Source organism: Paenibacillus sp. RUD330 (genome assembly GCF_002243345.2).
Classification (GTDB): Bacteria; Bacillota; Bacilli; order Paenibacillales; family Paenibacillaceae; genus Paenibacillus_O.
This window is the reverse complement of record NZ_CP022655.2, coordinates 1,982,134-2,002,140: the sequence shown is the minus strand read 5'-3', so window position 1 is coordinate 2,002,140 and position 20,007 is coordinate 1,982,134. Positions and strand designations below refer to the sequence as shown.

General features: G+C 60.3%; 17 protein-coding genes. 6 read left to right on the top strand and 11 right to left on the bottom strand.

What is annotated here, in order from left to right:
• Positions 1-134: 134 nt before the first annotated feature.
• Together abc-f and CIC07_RS08920 are read right to left on the bottom strand one after the other, a co-directional pair.
• Positions 135-2,144: a ribosomal protection-like ABC-F family protein gene (gene abc-f / locus CIC07_RS08925; RefSeq protein WP_076358236.1), complete on the bottom strand. Its 2,010-nt coding sequence runs from the start codon at positions 2,142-2,144 to the stop codon at positions 135-137.
• A gap of 415 nt (positions 2,145-2,559) precedes the next feature.
• Positions 2,560-3,240 carry a DUF1796 family putative cysteine peptidase gene (locus CIC07_RS08920; RefSeq protein ID WP_076358237.1) on the bottom strand — a complete coding sequence of 227 codons (681 nt, stop codon included), beginning with the start codon at positions 3,238-3,240 and terminating at the stop codon, positions 2,560-2,562.
• Between the two features lie 217 nt (positions 3,241-3,457).
• Between CIC07_RS08920 and CIC07_RS08915 the strand changes: the two genes are divergently transcribed.
• Positions 3,458-3,988, top strand: a complete 531-nt coding sequence (locus tag CIC07_RS08915; RefSeq protein WP_076358519.1) for a hypothetical protein — start codon at positions 3,458-3,460, stop codon at positions 3,986-3,988.
• Positions 3,989-4,132: 144 nt separating this feature from the next.
• Here CIC07_RS08915 and CIC07_RS08910 read toward each other — a convergent pair whose 3' ends face one another.
• Positions 4,133-4,801 (bottom strand): O-methyltransferase, encoded by a 669-nt coding sequence (locus tag CIC07_RS08910; protein WP_076358238.1) that lies wholly within the window; start codon positions 4,799-4,801, stop codon positions 4,133-4,135.
• A 157-nt stretch (positions 4,802-4,958) separates the two neighbouring features.
• On the opposite strand from CIC07_RS08910, the gene CIC07_RS08905 reads away from it, so the two are divergent.
• Complete coding sequence (locus CIC07_RS08905; RefSeq protein WP_076358239.1) at positions 4,959-5,879, top strand: LysR family transcriptional regulator; 921 nt, start codon at positions 4,959-4,961, stop codon at positions 5,877-5,879.
• A 127-nt stretch (positions 5,880-6,006) separates the two neighbouring features.
• Here the strand turns inward: CIC07_RS08905 and CIC07_RS08900 are convergent, their stop codons facing one another.
• Positions 6,007-7,011 carry an oxidoreductase gene (locus tag CIC07_RS08900; protein WP_076358240.1) on the bottom strand — a complete coding sequence of 335 codons (1,005 nt, stop codon included), beginning with the start codon at positions 7,009-7,011 and terminating at the stop codon, positions 6,007-6,009.
• 172 nt (positions 7,012-7,183) lie between these two features.
• Between CIC07_RS08900 and CIC07_RS08895 the strand changes: the two genes are divergently transcribed.
• From CIC07_RS08895 to CIC07_RS08885, 3 genes are all read left to right on the top strand, one after another.
• Positions 7,184-7,633, top strand: a complete 450-nt coding sequence (locus CIC07_RS08895; RefSeq protein WP_076358241.1) for an Lrp/AsnC family transcriptional regulator — start codon at positions 7,184-7,186, stop codon at positions 7,631-7,633.
• 281 nt (positions 7,634-7,914) lie between these two features.
• A complete protein-coding gene (locus tag CIC07_RS08890; protein WP_076358242.1) occupies positions 7,915-8,934 on the top strand; it encodes a DUF2804 domain-containing protein in 1,020 nt (339 codons plus the stop codon).
• 408 nt (positions 8,935-9,342) lie between these two features.
• The gene (locus tag CIC07_RS08885; protein ID WP_076358243.1) at positions 9,343-9,774 is read left to right on the top strand and encodes a flavodoxin domain-containing protein; all 432 of its coding nucleotides are present in this window, start codon (positions 9,343-9,345) and stop codon (positions 9,772-9,774) included.
• Between the two features lie 98 nt (positions 9,775-9,872).
• Here the strand turns inward: CIC07_RS08885 and CIC07_RS08880 are convergent, their stop codons facing one another.
• Both CIC07_RS08880 and CIC07_RS08875 read right to left on the bottom strand, forming a co-directional pair.
• Positions 9,873-10,763: a glycoside hydrolase family 43 protein gene (locus tag CIC07_RS08880; RefSeq protein WP_076358244.1), complete on the bottom strand. Its 891-nt coding sequence runs from the start codon at positions 10,761-10,763 to the stop codon at positions 9,873-9,875.
• 74 nt (positions 10,764-10,837) lie between these two features.
• Positions 10,838-13,591 (bottom strand): glycoside hydrolase family 2 protein, encoded by a 2,754-nt coding sequence (locus CIC07_RS08875; protein ID WP_076358245.1) that lies wholly within the window; start codon positions 13,589-13,591, stop codon positions 10,838-10,840.
• A 137-nt stretch (positions 13,592-13,728) separates the two neighbouring features.
• Here CIC07_RS08875 and CIC07_RS08870 point away from each other — a divergent pair, with 137 nt between their 5' ends.
• A complete protein-coding gene (locus tag CIC07_RS08870; protein ID WP_076358246.1) occupies positions 13,729-14,667 on the top strand; it encodes an ArsR/SmtB family transcription factor in 939 nt (312 codons plus the stop codon).
• Between the two features lie 124 nt (positions 14,668-14,791).
• Here CIC07_RS08870 and CIC07_RS25380 read toward each other — a convergent pair whose 3' ends face one another.
• The 5 genes from CIC07_RS25380 to CIC07_RS08845 all read right to left on the bottom strand — a co-directional run bounded on the left by CIC07_RS25380 (position 14,792) and on the right by CIC07_RS08845 (position 19,986).
• Positions 14,792-15,289 (bottom strand): WGxxGxxG family protein, encoded by a 498-nt coding sequence (locus CIC07_RS25380; RefSeq protein ID WP_076358247.1) that lies wholly within the window; start codon positions 15,287-15,289, stop codon positions 14,792-14,794.
• 339 nt (positions 15,290-15,628) lie between these two features.
• Positions 15,629-16,429 carry an ABC transporter permease gene (locus CIC07_RS08860; protein WP_076358248.1) on the bottom strand — a complete coding sequence of 267 codons (801 nt, stop codon included), beginning with the start codon at positions 16,427-16,429 and terminating at the stop codon, positions 15,629-15,631.
• Positions 16,426-17,433, bottom strand: coding sequence for an ATP-binding cassette domain-containing protein (locus CIC07_RS08855; RefSeq protein WP_234993017.1), 1,008 nt, complete (start codon positions 17,431-17,433; stop codon positions 16,426-16,428). Before CIC07_RS08855 ends, CIC07_RS08860 begins: the two co-directional genes overlap by 4 nt.
• A gap of 116 nt (positions 17,434-17,549) precedes the next feature.
• Positions 17,550-18,986, bottom strand: coding sequence for a glycosyl hydrolase (locus tag CIC07_RS08850; RefSeq protein WP_076358250.1), 1,437 nt, complete (start codon positions 18,984-18,986; stop codon positions 17,550-17,552).
• A gap of 22 nt (positions 18,987-19,008) precedes the next feature.
• Positions 19,009-19,986: a carbohydrate ABC transporter permease gene (locus CIC07_RS08845; protein ID WP_076358520.1), complete on the bottom strand. Its 978-nt coding sequence runs from the start codon at positions 19,984-19,986 to the stop codon at positions 19,009-19,011.
• Positions 19,987-20,007 lie beyond the last annotated feature (21 nt).

Sequence of the window (20,007 nt, the reverse complement as noted above, 5' to 3'; positions counted from 1 at the left end):
AGCCGATCGGCTGCGCCTTCCTCATGGAGCTTGAATAGAATGCCGCTAAGCGGCGCCTGGCGCAGAGCCTTCCTTCTGCAGTCCATGCGCCTGAAGCCGTATGCCTCTGCCAAAGCAATACCGTACCAACCGCCTTACTCTCCGGCCAGCTCCAGCCAGCGGTCCGTCAGACCGGCCAGCTGCCGCTCGTCCATCTCCCGCTCCTCCCATCGCTTCTCCAGCGCCTCCGGGCTGCCGTTTACGGCAAGCCGCTCAAGCTCGGCGCCGGCTGCCGCGACCCTCGCTTCCAGATGGGCAATTTCCTTTTCGAGCCGCTCCATTTGCTTTTCAAGCTGCTCCGGTTGCTTACCGAGCAGATCCTTTCCAGGCTGCTCCGTCTGCTTCACGTTTGCCTTGCTGCCGCTCCTCGCGTCCTTCCTTTCACCGGGAAAGGCGGCCTGGGCCGGAGGAGCCGCAGCGCTCCCGATCGCGGCAGGCTCCGGATTGCGGTCTCCTGCGAAGCGGCTGCCCGCTGCCGGCTGCTTGGCCTTCTCCGCCTTATACCCGTCATAGTTTCCATTCCAGGAAACGATGCGGCCTCCGGAGAGCTCCCAGACGCGCCCGGCGATGCGGTTGATGAAGTACCGGTCATGGGACACGGCCAGGATCGTGCCCGGGAACTCCTCGAGCGCCTCCTCCAACGCTTCTCGGGAGGCGGTGTCGAGATGGTTCGTCGGCTCGTCGAGCAGCAGCAGGTTGGGCCGCTTCCGCACCAGCAGGGCGAGCCGCAGCCGGGACCATTCTCCGCCGGACAGAGCCTTGAGCGGACGGAACACGGCGGCTCCGTAGAATTGGTACCGCGCCAGCAGATGGCGCGCCTCGCCTTCTTCCATGCCCGCTTCCGTCCGGAAGTAGTCCAGCACGGACTTCTCCGGCTCGGAGGCAGGCTCCTGCTGGGCCAGATAGCCGATCTCCAGCCGGGTTCCCAGCTTCAGCTCGCCTTCATCCGCGGACTCCCGGCCCAGAAGCATCTTCAGCAGAGTCGTTTTCCCGCTGCCGTTGTCTCCGATCAGGACCGTCTTCTCCCCATAGAGGAGCTTTCCTTCGGCTCCCTGCAGAAGGATGCGGTCGCCGTACCGCTTCGAAACCCGCTCGAAGGCGATGACCTGCTTCCCCGACCGGTCCTGCGGATTCAAGCTGAATTCCGCCGTCTTCGGCTCCAGGACCGGGCGCTTGACGGCCTCCATCTTCTCCAGCGCCTTGCGGATCGACGCCGCGCGCTTGAAGAACTTTTCGTTGTCCCCGATTCGCCCCCATTCCTCCAGCCTGCGGATCGTCTCCTTCATCTTCCTGATCGCCTTCTGCTGTTCCTGGAATTCGGCGAACTGCCGCAGCAGAAGCTCCTCTTTCAACCTGAGGTATCCGCTGTAGTCGGACAGATAGGTGTGGGCTTCGCCGTCCTCCAGCTCGATCATTTTCGTTCCGACGGCATCCAGGAAATAACGGTCATGGGAGACGATGACGCAGCTGCCGGCATACCCTCGCAAAAATGGCTCCAGCCACTCCATCCCTTTCAGATCCAGATGGTTGGTCGGCTCGTCCAGCAGCAGCAAATCGGGACGCGTCACCAGCTGGGAAGCCAGCACGACCCGGGTCTTCTCCCCGCCCGACAGGCTCCCGAGCGTCTCCCCGTCCCGGCTGCGGTCGATCTGCAGGCCGCTCGCGACCTGATCGATGAAGGTATCGATGTCGTAGCCTCCCCCCTGCTCGAACAATTCCTGAACCTCGGAATAGCGGACCAGCAGCCGCTCCAGCGCGGAAGGAGCCAGATCAGGATCGGCCATCCGGCTTTCCAGCCCCGCGAGCTCTTCCTTCGCCTTCATCAAGCTGCCGAATCCGCTGGCGAGCACCTCGTACACCGTCATCGAATCGTACGCTGCGGGAATTTGCGGCAAATATCCGATGCGGGCATCCCTGCGCACCGTCAGCATGCCTTCGTCTGCAGAGTCCCGGCCGGATAGGAGCCTCAGCAGCGTCGATTTGCCGCTGCCGTTGCGGCCGATCAGGCCTACCTTCTCTCCATCCTGGATTTGAAAAGCGGCACCGTCCAGCACAAGATGGGCGGCGTGATATTTTCTTACGTTCTGAGCGTTGACGATAATCATGGATTCATCTCCTATTAGGGAAGACGCTGCCTCAGCGCAAAAAAGAGCCGCGGCAGCTGGCCGCGGCTCTATGGATGGCATGGCGATCCGTAGAGGTCAGGGCAGGCGTCTTCTCGCGATGGGGCCGTTCGTACAGGGCAGAATGGACAGAGCAATCCCGTTCGCCGAACAATCATGCACGATGCCAGCCATGGCAATGGGCAGCCGGCTGACGATAGAATGGGCACATTCGCGGTTCACCTGCTTCACCTCCTGTAGGGCGCGCTCCTCCATCCATGGAGGGTCAACGCGCGTAGTTCCCTTATTGTATCCACTATGAAGCCGGAATGTACAGGTACCGTTTGGCTACAAGCCAATTCTGCCCGGCCGCTTCCGCGAAGGCGGCGGCTTCGCATGGCGGGCGCCCTGCGAGAATCTAGTTCAATTTGATGCCGCTCAGCACTCGGTCCCACAGCGCATCGTCCTTGATATCATGCGGTACTTCCAAGACGCACACCTGGCTCATTTTCCAATCGGCTTCCTGGACCGTCTTCAGCTCCGCGACCGGATTCAGAACAAGCAGCGTGAACTCTTTGCCGCCCAGCACTCTCGTCAGCGCAGCTTGCATGGCGGCCGCCTGGTCATATTCGGCATACCACCGGATGAAGAGCGGATGCCGGCTCTGACTCAAGCCCTCCCACAATCTCGCGACGCGCATGTCGAGCTTGGCCTTGTAGGCCGGATACGAGGAGCTCCAGTGCTGGCCCTCAAATATGGGGAAATCATGGACGGAGATGATATTGTACAGCGCATCCTTGATGAAATAGGACTTGATCAGCTTTTTTTCGACCGGCTCCAAATAAATGGGCTCCCCGTCGTCCAGATAATATTGGGGATAAAAGGTCTCCTCTGCCATGACCAGATGCTCCAGCTTCATGAAATCATGGAAACGATGATCGAACAGCCGGGCCACATCGCCGAGCGAAAGCGACACCATCCAGTCGAGCGGCATGGAGAACTTCCTGAGCCCATGCCTTCTCATATGAATGGCCGGGGAGCAGGACGATCCCAGACTGACGATCAAATCATAGCTTTTCATCACCTTTTTCAGCCTCATGTCATCCCTCTTTCCTACTCTTCCTTTCCCTATCAGACTATGCCGGAAAAATCAGCCGGGATTGGACACGTCCGCCTTGAAGGAAAGGAAAGCGCGCGGAGAAGTTGATTTCGCTTTCTCCGTCTGCAGACCGATTCGCCGGGCGGCCTTTCTTCCTCATAATGAGGAGATGGAACGGACCGTGTACGAAAAGGGAGCCAAGAAAGGGGAGCTCGGAATGGATGATGGAAGAGATTACGCCATGTATGCCTCGGTATTCGGCTTGTTCAGCTTCAGCTGGTTCGGGTGGGCGCAGGAGAATCCGCCCAAGAGCTGGCGCCTGTATCTCGGCATCGCAGCCGGGATCGCCATGCTGGTCTGCCTGTTCGGCGTCTATTCCAGCATCCGGAACTGGGATGCCCCGTCGGCATTGGATGAAGCGGGATCATTCCAAGGCTATCTGATCTCGGTCTATGCCGAGGTGCTGCTCGGAGGGCTCGGCGCCTTCTACCTGATTGCGACGCGAAGATCGGCGTACGTATCCGCATGGATCGCCTTTGTCGTCGGCATCCATTTCTTCGGATTGGCCGGCGTGTTCGACGACTGGAGCCTGCATGTGCTGGCGGTTCTCCTCGTGGCCGTTTCACTGGCGGCGGCAATCCTCTCCCGCAGGCTGAAGCTGGCCGTCAGCGCCTTGACGGGCATCGGCTCCGGGACGGCGCTGCTGGCCTTCGGCCTGCTCGGCCTGATCCGGTTTCTAATGGCCTGATTCCGGCAGAAAAAAGCGCAAGGCAGACCGGCCGCCCCGGCAGCTGCAAGCTGCGGGAACAAGCCATCGGCTCCGATCCTAGAATCGGAGCCGATGGCTTTGTTTGATGCAGCCTTGCAGCCGGCATCCTTGCGGACCATGAGGTCAGTCCTGCACGATCGCCAGCGCGAAGCCGTCGTAGCCTTTGCGGCCGACAGTCTGGATCGCGGTCGCGGACAGCCTCGCCTCTGCCGCCATCAGGTCGATGAAGGCGCGGACTCCATGCACCCGCGGATCGGTGCTGTGCCTGCCGACCACTTCTCCGCCGCGCACGATGTTGTCGCCGATGATGACGGTGCCGGGACGGGACAGGCGCAGCGCCGACTTCAGATAGGCCGGGTTGTTCGGCTTGTCGGCATCGATGAAGATGAAATCGAACGGCTCGATTCCCGCCTTCTCCATCTCCTCCAGGCTGGCGCGAGCATCGCCCGTCCTGACCTCTGCCTGGGCTTCAAGGCCGGCAAGCGCGATATTGCTCCGGGCGACATCCGCATGATGAGGCTCCAGCTCAAGGCTGACGAGCGTTCCGTCCTCGGGCAGGGCGCGCGCCATCCAGATCGTGCTGTAGCCTCCAAGCGTTCCGATCTCCAGAATGCGCCTGGCTCCCTTCATTCGCACGAGCAGCTGCAGCAGCTTGCCTTGGGCGGCGGTCACGTCGATCTCCGGCAGCCCTTCCCTGCGGTTGGCGGACAGCACCTCGCTCAGAACGCGGTCTGCCTCGATAAGGCGGTCTTCGATATAATCGTCTACTTGCGTCCAGATCGGCATCATCATGAATCACTCCTTCGGCGAAGTAGCCGAGCGGCCTCGGCTCTTGATTTCACTTTATCCGAAATGAAAGCATAAATATAATATATGTTATGCTTTTAATGATACATTTTAATTATAATATAAAGTCGAAAAGCGGCTTCCGAGCAAAGGAGAATGAACGATGAACCTGCATGCCCTCCGCTTGTTCCACGCTGTCGCATCCTCGGGCAGCGTAACCCGGGCGGCCGAGCGGCTGAGCATCAGCCAGCCGGCCATTACAGCCCAGATCAAGAAATTCGAGAAGGAGCTTGCCCTGCCGCTGCTCCAGCCGGAAGGCCGGGGAATACGGCTCACGGACGCCGGAAGGCAGGTCAAAGAGCTGGCGGACCGCCTCTTTGCCGTCGAGAGGCAGATCGAGACGCTGGCGGAGCAGTACGGACGAGGCGAGCAAGGACGGATTTCGCTGGCGGCCACCTATTTGCCCGCGAACTTCCTGCTGCCCGCCTGGCTCGCCAAATTCAAGCAGAAGCATGAGCGAGTGGAGATGAGCGTGACGACGACCAACTCCAGCGGAGCGCTGCGGCGGCTGCAGCGGATGGAAGCCGATCTCGCCCTGTACGGCGGGCTGCCGGAGGAGCATCCCGATACGATCCAAGCCGAAGAGCTGTTTCAGGACGAGCTCTGGTTCGTCGTCGCTCCGACGCATCGGCATGCCGGCCGCGCGATCGGCCTCGACGACATGATGAGAGAGCCCTTCATCATGCGGGAGGAGGGCAGCTCCACAAGAGAAAGGCTGTTCTCCCTCTGCCGCACCTATAATGTCCCTTCCCCCCGGATCGCTCTTCAGTTCAACGGCCTCCATGAAGCGGTCAGCGCCGTCATCGCCGGTTACGGAGCCAGCTTCGTGTCCTCGCTCGTCGTCCGGGACGAGATGCGCCGGGGGGAGCTGAGCCGGGTGCATGTGGAGGGCGTGAGCATGCGGAACAGCATCGCGATCTGCACCCGCCGAGGGGAGCGGCTGTCTCCCGCCGCCGCCAGCCTGGTCGCCTTGATCCGGGAGAACAGGGACGGAATGGGCGGCGGACAAGCCGGCTCCCTCTGAGCTCCAATCCGGTTGCACCTCTCCCGTCCTCCCCTTCCGATCACCTCCAGGATGGCTTCAGCGCCTATTCGCGTCTCGCAGCGATTGCTGTCAAGGACGCACCCTCAGCCTTGCTTGCGCGATGCGCTCAGCCTCGGCCGGCAAGCAGCTTCTCCGCGAAATCGGCATCCTCCATCATCGGGCTGCCGAGCGCGATGAAATCCGCCAGACCGTCCCCCAGAACGAAATTGGCTAAGCTCTCCGTGTGGATCTTGCCTACCGCGATGACCGGAATGCGGATGTGCTGCTTGATGGCGGCGGCATAAGGAACTTGATACCCAGGCTGGGAAGCGAGCGGCTGAACGGGCAGCAGCCCGCCTGCGGACACATGGACGGCATCGAGCCGCGACTCCAGCAGAGCGGCTGCCTGAGCCACCTCCGCAGGCGCAAGTCCGCCTTCGGCAAAGTCGGAAGCCGATACCCGAAGCTGCACCGGATAGCGGGGACCGACCTCCTCCCGGATGGCGTCCAGCACTTCGCCGATGAACCGGACCCGGTTCTCCAGCGGCCCGCCGTACATGTCGCTGCGGCGGTTGGAGAGCGGGGAGAGGAACTGATGAAGCAGATAGCCGTGCGCCGCATGCAGCTCGATGCCGTCGAAGCCGGCTTCCAGGCTTCTTCTCGCCGCCTCCCGGAAGTCGACGAGCAGCCGCTTCAGCTCTTCCTTCATGAGCGGCTCAGGCATGCCATAGTGGCTGTCGTAGGCCAGCGCGCTCGGAGCGGCGAGGCGGCTCGTCACGTCAGGCCATGATTTCCGGCCTCCGTGCGAGAGCTGGACGAATACCGGCGTCCCCTCGCGATGGACCGCTTCGACGACCTTCCGCAGCGGCTCGACATGGGCGTCCGTGAAGATGCCGATATCGCTGCTGTACAGCCTTCCATCCGCCGATACCGCCGTCGATTCGACGATGACGAGTCCAACGCCTTTGGCGCGGCTGGAGTAGAATTCGACATGGTGATCGGTCGCCATGGCGTCGATCGTCCCCTCGTTCTGCTGCAGCGGGGCGAGCATGAGACGATTGCCTAGCTTCAGGCTTCCGATGGCTCCCGGACTGGCGACCGTCGTGGAACGGAATGTGGTTTTAATGGTCATAAGGCTTCTCCTCCCGGCTTGCGGCTCTAGTTGTTCTCATTGTACTCTCCAGCGAGGACAGGAATACAGGCTGCATTCAAGGCATTCGGAGCCTGAAACCTTGAAATCATCGCCATTTTCCTGCTCCAAGGATAAAATGGACTTATTATAACAGGCAAGGAGGTCTTCCTTCATGGACGCGATCGACCATCAGATTCTTCAGCATCTGCAGCGCAACGCCCGCATGCCCCTGTCCGAGCTCGGACGGGCGATCTCCATGACTCAGCCCGCGGTGTCCGAGCGGGTGCGCAAGCTGGAGGAAAAGGGAATCATCGACTCCTACCGCGCCATCGTCTCGCCGGAGAAGCTCGGCAAAGCGGTGACGGCGTTCGTGCTCGTCCAGACCGGCAGCTGCGGCAAGCTGGCGAAGTTCGGCGGCGAATCGCCGGAAGTCGCGGAGATGCATCAGCTCAGCGGCCAATACAACTTCATACTCAAGGTCCAGACGAGGTCGATCGCTTCCTTGGAAGCTTTTCTGGTCCGCTGCAGCGAATTCGGCTTCACGACGACGATGACGGTGCTTTCTACACCGCTTGCATTCAAGCCGCTGTCCGAAGAAGCGGACGGTTTCCGGGCGATCTGACCGGGAAGGAACAAGCGGTCGGATCACGGCAAGTAGGATTCGTGGATTCATCCGGAATAATGCGGACGGGAATCAACCGTATGTCCGCGCTGATGTGTGGGGAACGCCAATCTATCTGGGCTGCGTCCTGCTGCCGCAGATTTCTTGAACGGCTCACAGATCGGGCCGGCTTGTCCTTCTCCGGAAAGTGTCGCGCCGGTTAAAGGATTGCATGGAGCGGACGGAGAACTAGACTTCCTTAAAGACAAGAAAGCAATCAGAGCGCCGGAGGGATGACGACCATGCAAAATCGGATCCTTGCGCCTGGCCCCGTGCTGACGGACAACGGCACGCTGGCTCAACGGGGGTACTCGACGGAAGCCGTGCTGGATTTCAACCGGAACCGGATCAAGGCACCGCCTTGGAGGATCAAGGAATGGGATTTTTACCAGGTGTCCAATGACGACTACTGCCTGCAGATGACGATCGGGCATGTGTCTTATGCGGGGGATGTGTCGGTCAAGCTGTTCGAATATGCCACGGGCAAGCGCTACGACTATTCCGTCATGCTCCTGCTGCCGTTCGGCCGGCTGAACATGCCACCCTCGGCGGATGCAGGCGATCTTGCCTATCGCAAGAAAGGAATGTTCCTGTCGTTCCAGCCGGGAGAATCGGAGCGAAGGCTCACCTGCAGATGGGAGGGAGGCCGACAGCCGCCGCTGGAGATCGACGTCACGCTCTCCCAGCGGGACCGGAATTCAATCGTGATGGCGACGCCCTTCGACGAAAGGGAGACCTTCTTTTACTACAATCACAAGATCAGCTGCATGCCGGCTTCCGGTTTTGCCCGGATCGGGGAGCAGGAGTATCGTTTCGAGCCTGATTCGTCCTTCGGCTTGCTGGATTGGGGGCGCGGCGTATGGCCGTTCAGCCATGAGTGGTTCTGGGGCAGCGGCAGCGGTCATGCCGCGGGGAAGAGGTTCGGCTTCAACATCGGCTTCGGCTTCGGGAATACCGCCGCCGCAACGGAGAACATGCTTTTCTATGACGGCAAGGCGCATAAGCTCGGCCGGGTGGACTTCGATCTTGCCGGAAGCGGCGGGTACCTGGCACCGAAGAAGTTCACCAGCGACGACGGCCGGTTCGAAATGGATTTCGTTCCGGTCTACGACCGCTGCACGGAGACCAAGCTGCTGAAGATCCACACGAGCTGCCATCAGATCTTCGGCCGCTTCAGCGGCTGCGCGGTGCTCGATGACGGCGAGAGGATCGAGGTCAAGGATCTGATGGCGTTCGCCGAGCACGCGGTCAACCGCTGGTAGCCGTCAAGAAGGATATTCCAGCCTTCTGCCGGGTGGATTTCAGTTGATTCGCCCGCCGGGATCGGATCGGCCTCAGGCTGCATTCGATTCCCTCCTGCATTCGGAGCGTTTTGTCCCTCGCGGACAAAGCGCTTTTGTTCTTTTTCGGGAGCCTCAGCTTCTTGCTTCTTGCTCCTTGCTCCTTGCTCCTTGCTCCTTGCCTGCCTTATCGCAGCCATCCCCCATGCATTGCCTTTCTCTGCTACCTCTTCCACAAAGATGTTTGATGATCAAGATTCTCGATAGATGAAATTTTTGTTTGAATGAAGTAAAATAAAGACCAGCGATTCACAGCTGGAGAAACGAAGTCGAAATAATCCGTTGGAACCGTCTCAGCCGAAAAACAACCGACAAAAAGGGGAGAACGTCATGGCAACACTCGTTCTGTACGCGACCAAAACAGGAGCCGTCAAGCAGTGCGCCAACGTATTGGCGGAGGAGCTTCCCGGCAGCATCCTGTGCAATATCGAGACCGGGATGCCCGATCTGGCCGCTTTCGATTCCGTAATCGTAGGCGCCGGAGTAAGAGACGGCAAAATCTACAAGCCGATCCGGGACTACATCAAGAAAAACAAGGACGCGCTTCTGGGCAAGCGCGCCGGGTATTTCATCTGCAATGAAAAGCCGAAAAAGACGGAAGAAATCATCGAGGCGAACTTCTCGGAGGAGTTGAGGCAAGCGGCCGTAGGGATCGAATCCTTCGGCGGCTACAAATCCTATGCCGCGCCAGCGGAGGGCGCCGACCAGCTCAAAGGCCTTTTCGTGGACCGGATCAAGGCTTTTTCCGACCTTTTTAAATAAAGCGGCAGCAGAGGGAACAATCGAAAAGCAAGCCGTGTTCCCGAAAGACGCTTATACGGTTGCATTCCCTTTTCTTCCCATCCGGATCTCAGGCCTGCCTACCATTCATCTGTCATGACAATCGGCCTGATGATGCCGTCCTCCACCTGCATCCGGTCGATGCAGAGGATCCGGCTGCCGGGATCGCGGTCGCCGATGATCCGCCGATGGTACACGATCAGCCATTCGTCCTCTTCCGCCAGATGCAGATACCCGTGATGGCCCGGACCTTCGGCGACCGGAGGCTGGCTCTCCAATATCGTTCCCTTGTTCTCGAACGGTCCCAGCGGACTGCCGCTGGTGCCGTATGCGACGCGGTAAGTGCCGTTGGTCCAGCCGCCCATCGACCACATCAAATAATAGAGGCCGCCCTTCTTCAGCATGCAGGGTCCCTCCACATACCCGGGCGGAGTGATGGAGTGGATCTCCTCCCCGCATTCAAGCGGCTCGAAGCCGGTCATCTCCTCATTCATGCGGGCCGCGTTGCAATGCTTCCAGCCGCCGTAGTAGAGATAGACCGCTCCATCGTCGTCCTTGAACAGATGGGCGTCGATCGGCTGCGCCCCATGAACGAAGCGGTCTACGAGCGGCCGGCCGAGATAGGCTCGGAATGGGCCTGCCGGACTGTCCGCGACCGCTATCTCCAAGCCTCCGGTCTCCTCGTCCGACTGGATGTCGTTGCTGGCGAAGATCAAATAGTACTTTCCGCCGCGCTCGATGATCGTAGGAGCCCAGACCGCCCTCCATATATGCGGGAAGCCTTCCATCTCGACAATGCCCTCATGCTTGTGCCAGTGGATCAGATCATCGGAGCTGAATGCGTCCAGATTCATCTGGTCGGTGTAGGCCGTGAAGGAACGGGTCGCGTAGATCCAAAACTTCCCTTCATAGATCCGGGCTTCCGGATCGGCATAATAACCCGGTATCACGGGGTTCACGATTCCTCTCATGCATGTCTCCTCCTTCAATGGAGGCATCCCTCTTTATTGGAGGGATGCTTTTTGCGCCTCATAGGCTCCGAGCTTTAACGGCAGCGGACAACCAAGTCGATCGGATACCGGCCGGCGTTGCGTCCGTACAGGGCGAGCCCGCCCTCCGAGGCCCTCAGCTCCAGCTTGAAGCGGCGGGCTGAATCCAGCTTGGCAACCAGCCGCGGCGGCAGTGACGCCCGGCACAGATAGCCGTAGGAACCGGCTTCGTCCAGCTTGTTGTCAACGGGCTGATAATGCCAGGAGAGAATGCCGCGCGCGTCGGCGGGATTGTCCGGCAGCGCGAAGCTGGCGGCTGGTTCGCCGTCGATCAGCACCTCAACCCGGGATTCATGCCTCTGTTCTCCCGTCATGGGGTAGCTGTTCTTGTTCCATTCGGCGTCCGCGGAATCCCCGTGCATATAATTGATGTCGGTCCGCTGCTCTTTGCCGCCTTCGCAGTTGCGGGCGAGCAGCCGCTTGGAGCTGGCTTCGAACCAGATGTCCACGTCCGTGATCAAGGCCTGCTCCCCGGCATCCGGCAGCACCGCGTCGAAGAAGAACGAGCCTTCCTTGCCGCCGTTCTGCTTGTGGCCGCCGATGGCCTCCCATTGGGAAGCAAAGCTGTGCTCCGAGAACGAGCCGACCGGAATGCCGAGCGTGCTGCCGTCCGTTCCGTATCGTCCTCCCTGACGCCCGCTCCGGACGTCGAACGAAGTGAAGTTCCGCGTCACGACCGTCCCTTGGCCGTCCACGAGACGCAGGCCAAGGATCGCCAGCGCGTCGCGCTGCGGCATCGTCAGCACGAGCGGCGGCAGCTCGGAGGCTCCGTAGCCGTCCCAATCCAACGGGACGGCTCCGCTGCTCTCGACCCGGCGCACCCCGAGCTCGTCATAGGCGAGCTCCCATTCCAGCGTCAGCCTCTCGCCATGATAGCGGTCGGAGAAGCTGGAGCGGAGCAGCGGCACCGTCGCTTCCGCTCCGGCATCCACCGTCGCGCATGGAGCCGCATCCACGACGATGAAATCCGCCGCATGCAGGTCGCGCAGCGTCATGCCCGGTACGATGCCGTCATAACCGAAGTCTTTGGCCGAGCCGTCCAGCCGGTAGTAGCCGTTGAATTCGTTGGTGACGTCCCGGAATTCCGTGAACACGAAGCCGCACAGCTTGTCGTGGCGCCGGAACTCATTGAGCATGTACCGGTAATGCCAAGCCAGGTCGCTGTCGCCGGCCCCTCCCTCGATGCCCCAGACGTTGCCGCATTCGCTGTTCATCAGCGGCGCGTCCGACTGCTTGTTGCCGCCGATGTAGTTCAGCTCCGACCCCGGGAAGGTTCCCGCGGCGACATGCTCCAGGTGGTCGCGCAGCTGCCGGTAGCCGTTGATGTAGAAGTGCCAGGAGTTGAGATCCGACTCCACATGGTCCCAGTTGCACGGAGAATTGTCCTCCACGATGCGCGTCGGATCGATGCTTTTGGCCCACCGGTAGCGCTCCCTGACCCATTCCTGCGTCTCGGGAAGGTACAGCTGCCGATGCGCCGCGTCTCCCGTCACGGATACCGTCCTGCTGTCCGTTTTCAGCCCCCAGGTCTCATTGAACATGACCCACGAGAAGATGGACGGATGATTGATATCCCTCTGTATCGTCTCCAGCGCTTCGCGCTCATACGACGCCCGTGCCGACTCGTCCGGATCGCCCCAGAAGCAGGGCATGTCCTCCATGACGAGAATGCCCAGCTTGTCGGCCCAATACAGCTTGCGGGGCTCCTCCGGCTTGATGTGGATGCGGACGAAGTTGAGGCCGAGCCGCTTCATCATATAGATCTCGTCCTGCATGTCCCGGTCGCACGGATAGGTGAAATAACCGGTCCGGTGATAAGCCTGGTCCAGCGTTCCGTTCAAATAGACCGGCTTGCCGTTCAGCGTCAGCCAGCGGTAGCCGCGCTCCCCGAACCGGGCTGTGCCGATCTCGCGGATGCCGAAGTACGTGGACACCCTGTCCTCTCCGGAGAGGGTAGTCAAGGTGACGGCTCCTTCGTACAGATGAGGCGTTTCCGGACTCCACAGCTGCGGCTCCTCCACCTGGAAGGACACGGAGACTTCATTGTCGCCCTTCTTCAGCCGATGCACGGATTGAGCCGTGACGCCGCCTTCCGGGAAATCGAGCGCAAGCCGCGCTTCCCCATCCTGCGCGGCGCTGATGACCGCGCTGAGCTCCACGGTTCCATCGATGAAGGTGCTGAATTTCGCATGCCGGATATAGGCCTCGGGACGGGCCTCCAGCCATACCGTCTGCCAGATGCCGCGGATTTCCCCGTAGCCTTGCTTGCCCCGGGCCTGATGGCTGTGATCCTCATCCTGCGCGCGCACGACGATTACGTTCTCCTCCTCCGTCTTCCAGGCCGAGGTGACGTCGAACTCGAACGTGCCGTACCCGCCCTGATGGGAACCGGCATGCAGCCCGTTCACCCAGACATCGCATTCGTAATCTGCCGCGCCGAAGCGGAGGAACACGAGAGAGCCGGCTTCCGAGGGAGCCCAGCTCGCTGTGCGGCGATACCATCCGGTCCCCTTCACGTTCTCCCCGATTCCGGATAAGGGACTCGCCCATGAAAACGGTACCATAATGGTCGAGCCGAAGTGGCTCTCATCCTTGGACTGCCAGCCTTCCGATGCGCCTATTCCTTCCTGATCCAGCCGGAAAGACCAGGATCCGTTGAGATTGAGCCAATCGCCCCGTTCCCAATCCGGTCGGGGGTATTCAGGACGGGGAATCAGGAGGCCTGCATGGGCGGTTATGGATTCAAGCATTCGGCACACACCTTTCGAATGGGAATTGAACCCATTCTATCAGCTATATATGAATTAGGCAATGTACATTATAATTTTACAATGTTTCGAATTCCTTGTAGACTGAAGCTATTCATTTATGTAAAGGAAGCGTTGACATGAGCGAAACGAAACAGGAACTGATCCGCTACCCGGCTTCCCGGATGATCGACGTGGCAAAGGCTCTCTCCAGCGACGTCCGGCTGCGGATTCTGGAGGCGCTCGGAGAGAAGCCGATGAGCGTCAGCCAGCTGGCGGAGGTGCTCGGCGCGGCCCAGCCGACCATATCCATCAACGTCCAGACGCTGGAGCAGGCCGAGCTGATCGCCTGCCGCCAAGGCTCCGCCCGGGAGAAGATCTGCTCCGTCAATTACCGCTCCATCCTGCTGGAAATGCCGGCCAGAGCCGGCGACGCCCTGCACCGCACGGAACAAATCCGCATGCCGATCGGCATGTTCTCCGCCTGCTCCGTCCAGCCGCCCTGCGGCATGGCTTCGCGCGACGGCTCCGGCATCGGATCGCCGGACGATCCGCGGGTGTTCTACATGCCGGACCGCATTCACGCCTCCGTAGTATGGTTCTCAGGCAGCGGGAGCCTCGAATATCGCTTCGCCAATCTGATGCCGCCCGGCACCGAGCTCGAGGCGATCAGCCTGACGGCGGAGCTGTGCTCGGAGGCGCCGGGCTTCCGCGAAGAGTGGCCGTCCGACATCTCGCTCTATATGAACGATCTGCTTGTCGGAACCTGGACGAGCCCGGGCGATTTCGGCGGCCGCAAAGGCCGGTTCACGCCGGAGAAATGGCGGGGCAATACCGAGTATGGCCTGCTGACGGAATGGAAAGTAACCCGGACGGGAAGCCTGATCAATGGCGCTTCTTGCGGAGACCTTTCCATCGATGCGCTCGGGCTTTCCTACAGCGAGCCCGTCCGAATCCGCTTCGAGATCGCCGAGAATGCCGCCAACGCGCGCGGACTGAACCTGTTCGGCTCGGATTTCGGAGACCACGCCCAGGACATCGTTCTATCCTTTACAAGAAAAGCGGAGCCGGGGGAATAACGGAAGCATTCCTCGCTCTGCACTGCCCTTCATTCTTGCAGGCAGCCGAATTGCTCCGATCTTCTGTTTCCGGAGAAATGAAGCCAAAAAGGCCGCAGCGTCAGCTGCGGCCCTTGTCAGTTGGTTAATGGCGCTCCGGATTGCGGTTCCTCATGCCTGCAAGGCCGAACAGGCCGAGCAAGCCGAGCCAGCCCCAGTTGGAGCCGCTCTTGCCGTTGGCGGCTTTGGCCGTGTAATTTTTGGCGGCAAGGCCGTTCGTGTTGTAGCTGTTGGTCCGGTAGTCGTTCATGCGGGTGCCGTCCAGTCCGGTTCCATACGAGGAGACGCCGTTCATTCCGTAGCCTGTGCCGGTGCCGGTGCGGTTCAAGCCTGTTCCGTACGTGCTTGGATAGCTGGGAGTGACATTCAGTCCGACTCCGTTCGTGCCTGCGCGTTTCATGCCCATGTCGTTCATCCCCATGCGGCCGGCGCCCTTGCCGTCCATCAAGCTTGTGCCGTTAAAGTCGGCATTGATTCCACGCTCCATATTCCGCATCATATCGTTGTTGTTGGCGAATGCGGGACTTGCGAGCGATGAGGCGATTCCTGCTGCGGCAACAAGCGTAAGAGCGAGCTTTTTCATTGGTTTGACCTCCATTTGATCTATAATGGCGAACGCAAATAGGTTGCCCTCCGCGAAGGCCGCTATGCATGGCTGATTCCGGCATGTCTTCTGCCGCTTGTGCCGGACGGGTCGATTCAAAGGAATGCAAAAAAACCGCCGCGGCGGGCGGCGGTTTTTTCAACCGTGAAAAGCGGTGGATAACGGGAGTCCCAGGACTTCAGGACTTCGAAAGATGCGGCCCCTTGCGGAACGATCCGAACTGCCCCACTGCAAATGCCATTCCATCGTTTTGGCGGCGGCCTGCACCCGAGTGTCCACAGCTGGCTTCTGATAACCCGGCTGGCCTGCTTCGCTCCTCTAGGTCCTCTTCATATACGCGCGGACAGTGATCGGGGCGAATATGGCGACAATGACGGCCGCGCCGATAAGCGACAGGCTCAGATCCCAGCCCACCGTCCCGTTGTTGGCCAATTGCCGGACAGCGCTGACGAGATGGGTGATCGGATTGATCTTCACGAAAAATTGCAGCCAGTTCGGCATCGTATCGACCGGAACGAAGGCATTGGACAGGAAGGTCAGCGGGAACAGAACGAGCATCGAGATGCCCTGCACGCTGGATGCGGTGCGCGCGATGACGCCGAAGAAGGCGAAGATCCAGCTGATCGCCCAGGCGCATGCGATGACCAGCAGCGCGGCAAGGACGATATTCCCCAGTCCGCCCTCAGGTCTGTAGCCCATGATGAAGCCCATCGTGAAGGTCAGGACGGTTGCGATCGTATAACGGATCGTATCGGCGAGCAGCGCTCCCGCCAGCGGCGCGATGCGCGCGATCGGCAGCGATTTGAAGCGGTCGAACACGCCTTTGTCCATATCCTCCCGCAGCTGGACGCCGGTGACGACAGAGGTGCCGATGACCGTCTGCACGAGAATGCCGGGAATGATGATCGGCAGGTAGCTCGCCACATCGCCCGAGATGGCGCCTCCGAATATATAGGTGAACATCAGGGTGAAAATGATCGGCTGAAGCGTGACGTCGAACAATTGCTCCGGCGTGCGCTTGATCTTCAGCAGCCCACGGTAGGCCATCGTGAGCGAATTGCGGATCGTTTGGCCCAAGCCCGTATGGTTTTTGAGCGTGCGTGCGGTTGGTTGGCTCATGCCGTCGCCTCCTTGGCGGAAGCGGCTTCCGCTTCCTGCTTGACCTCATGGCCGGTAATCGTCAAAAACACCTCGTCGAGCGTCGGTTTCTGCACGCTGAGCTCCGACAGCGATATCCCCTCAGCACGAAGCTCGATGAGCAGGTCGGTGATGACATCGGCGTTGGCCATCGGCGCGGTGATTTTGCCGGCTTCCGACGACAGGACGGATGCGACGCCGAGCACGCGGTCGACGATTCTGCGCGCGCTGCCGGTCTGCAGCGCATTCTCAAGCTTCAGATGCAGCGATGAGGTGCCGACCGAGGCCTTCAGCTCGTCGACGGTGCCCTCGGCGACGACGCAGCCCCGGTCGATGACCGCGATCCGGTCGGCCAGCTGATCGGCCTCGTCGAGGTATTGTGTCGTAAGCAGCACCGTCGACCCCGTTTTCACGAGGCGGCGGATCGTATCCCACATTTGCGTGCGGGTGCGCGGGTCCAGGCCGGTCGTCGGTTCATCCAGGAAGATGAGCGGCGGCTGCGCGATGAGGCTTGCCGCCAGATCGAGCCGCCTGCGCATGCCGCCGGAGAAGTTTTTGAGCGGCCTTCTGGCCGCTTCCGTCAAGCCGAATTCCTCCAGCAGCTCCTCCGCCTTGCGCTTCGCCTCCTTGCGTCCGAGCCCGAGCAGACGGGAGAAGATCACGAGATTCTCCGTCGCGCTGAGCGACTCGTCGACGGACGCGTACTGCCCGGTCACGCCGATCAGCTGGCGGACGATCTGGGCTTCCTTCACCGTATCGTGGCCGAAGATTTTCGCCGATCCGGCATCGGCTTTGAGCAGCGTGGCCAGCATGCGGATCGTCGTCGTCTTGCCCGCTCCGTTCGGCCCGAGAACGCCGTAGATCGACCCGGCCCGCACGTTCAGATCGACACCGTCCACCGCCCGGTTGTCTCCGAACGTCTTGACGAGCCCCCTGGCCTCGACAGCCCATTCTCCTTTGGTCTCTTTCCTATGATTTTGGTTCACAGCAGGTTCCTCCTCTAACTGATTCTGCATGAAGGATAAAACATCTCTGTGAACTGAATGTGAACCGGGATGGAAAAGAGAAGGCTTGACGGCAAAAATCACTAAGCCCGTTCACCCTATCCTTCCTTATTCCAGGGCAGCTCGTCGAGCGTAACGACTCTCTCATCCGCATACACCTTCCGAAGGAAATCCGGATTGTTGTGCCTGCCGTCCTGGAGAAACTCTCCGGTCCAGGTGCAGAACCAGCTCCAGAAGGCGCCATGCATCTTCATCTGATCCGGATCGGGAATGGCGCCGTTTTCCGCCAACGCGATCAGCTTATGGCCGCCGCTCAGCTGGACAAGCTTCTCGAACCGTCCATTCACCGCTCCATGATCGCCGGGCTCAGGATAATGATCGACGCTGACGATATCGACGACATCGTCCCCGGGGTACCACTTCGGATCCTCAGAGTTCCATACCCAGATGAGGTTGTCGAAGCCATGCTCGATCGCCAGCTTGTCGTATAGGAGCCGGTACAGCTTCTTGGCCGGTTCAGGCCCTTTCGCTCCCCACCAGAACCAGCCTCCCTCCGCCTCATGGAGCGGACGCCATAATACCGGAACCTTCGCGTCGTACAGACGTTGCAGCTGGACAGCGACGGCCTCGATGTCGCTCAGGAGCAGCTTATGCTCCACCGACTGCGGATCGTCCATCGCCTTCTCCACGTCGAAGGTTGTCGCCCGTGTATAGAAGCCGCTCCACCATTCTTTGCCCGGCTCGTCGATCAGGTCCTTGGGTGCGTTCCAATGCCAGCATAACGTCGCGATCCCGCCCTTGGCATGCCAGTCGAGCATATGCTCGATCTCCTGCGAATGCGCCCCCCGTATGACGCGGGAGGGCGAATACTCGATCAGGTCGAAGCCCATCACCGCCGGCTGCTTGCCCGTAAGCTCATGGATCCAGCCCAGATTGCTGTATTCCTGCTGGCCGGACAGGGTCGCCTTGCCGAAGCTGACCGCCAGAAAGCGCATCAGCCGCTTCGCCTCGGGCGTTGCGTTCTTGTTGACCAGGCTGCCGTCGATACGTGGGGCTTTCACAGGCTTCGTCTCCTTGTAGGTCAAGTAATCGATGTCGTAATAGCCCCATCCGCGGGAGAGCACGATCCGGTTTTCTCCTTGGCGCAGAAGCGCCTTTCCTGCGGATGTTTCAGTAAAACCGCCGCTCTGCTTTAAGAAGATTTCGCCGAGAGGCTCTCCGTTCAAGCCCAGATTCGTCCTTTTGTCGCCGCTGTCCGAACGGTAGCCGAGCCGGATCTCGTACAGTCCGGACTTGGCCGCCTCCAGCTTGAATACGACGGCATCGCCTTCGGCGACGAAGCCGGTAACATAACCGGCGCCGGAATATCCGGCCGCATCCGTGCCAACCGACGGACCTGCCAGCTCGCCGTCCTCCGCTTCAAGACGAATCGCCGTAGGCTGCTGTCCGCGAAGCAGCCCGTTGAACAACGGCTCTGCTCCTCCGATCAGGACCAGCGCAGCGGCCGCCAGCAAGCGGCGGAGCTTCCTGTTCATCCCGACTCCTCCCCAGCGGCGGTCATCCAATGATGCCTGAGCGCTCGATGCTTTCCACAAAGTATCGCTGCACGGCCAGATACAGCAGGATGAGCGGCGCGATCGCGAGCAGAATGCCCGTATCGACGATCATGGCGACATGGTTGGGATCGGATTTGATGCCGGAGCTGGACGCATAGCCCATCAGCTGAGGAATGAGCTGATTGGCCTGCGCCGGCAGCGAAGCCACCTTCAACGGCATCAGCGCGCTTTCGCTCATGAAGAGGGAGGTATAGAGCGTGTCGTTGTACTGCCATACAAACGAGAACAGGATGACCGTAATGAGCGGAGAAACCGCATTGGGCAGCATGATGCCGGTAAACGTGCGGATTCCGCCTGCGCCGTCGATCAGGGCGGCTTCCTCGATCTCCTTGGGCATGCCTTTGAAAAACTGCCGGAAGATGTAGATGAACAGTCCCGCCTTCAGTCCCATAGCCGTCGCCGCCGTAATGATGGACGGCCAATAGGTGTTGAGCAGATTCACGCCGGAATGGCCGCTTACCCGCTCATAGAGGCCGAACAGGTCGAAGCTGCGGAAATGCAGGTACATCGGCACCATCAATGTGCTTGTCGGCACCAGAATGGTCAGGATGACGAGCGCGAAGAGCACATTGCTGCCCGGGAAAGAAAACCGGGCGAAGCCGTAGCCGGCCAGCGCGCAGGACGCCGTCGTCAGAGCTGTCGTCACAGCGACGAACAGCAGCGTGTTGGCCAGCAGCGGACCATAGTCCATGATCTGCATCGCCATCCGGATATTGTCCAGCGTGTAATGCTTCGGAATGACAAAAATCGTCGGATCGTACAGGTCGATCTTGTCCTTGAAGGCGACGGAGATCTTGAGCAGGATCGGATAGAGGATGATGAACGATATGCCAATGACAAGCGCATACCTGAAAATGAAGGATAAGATGTCCGACGCCTGGCCGCCTGCTTTCTTGAGCCGGATAGAGCCGGAGCTCATCTTGCGGATGCCGGAAGGAAT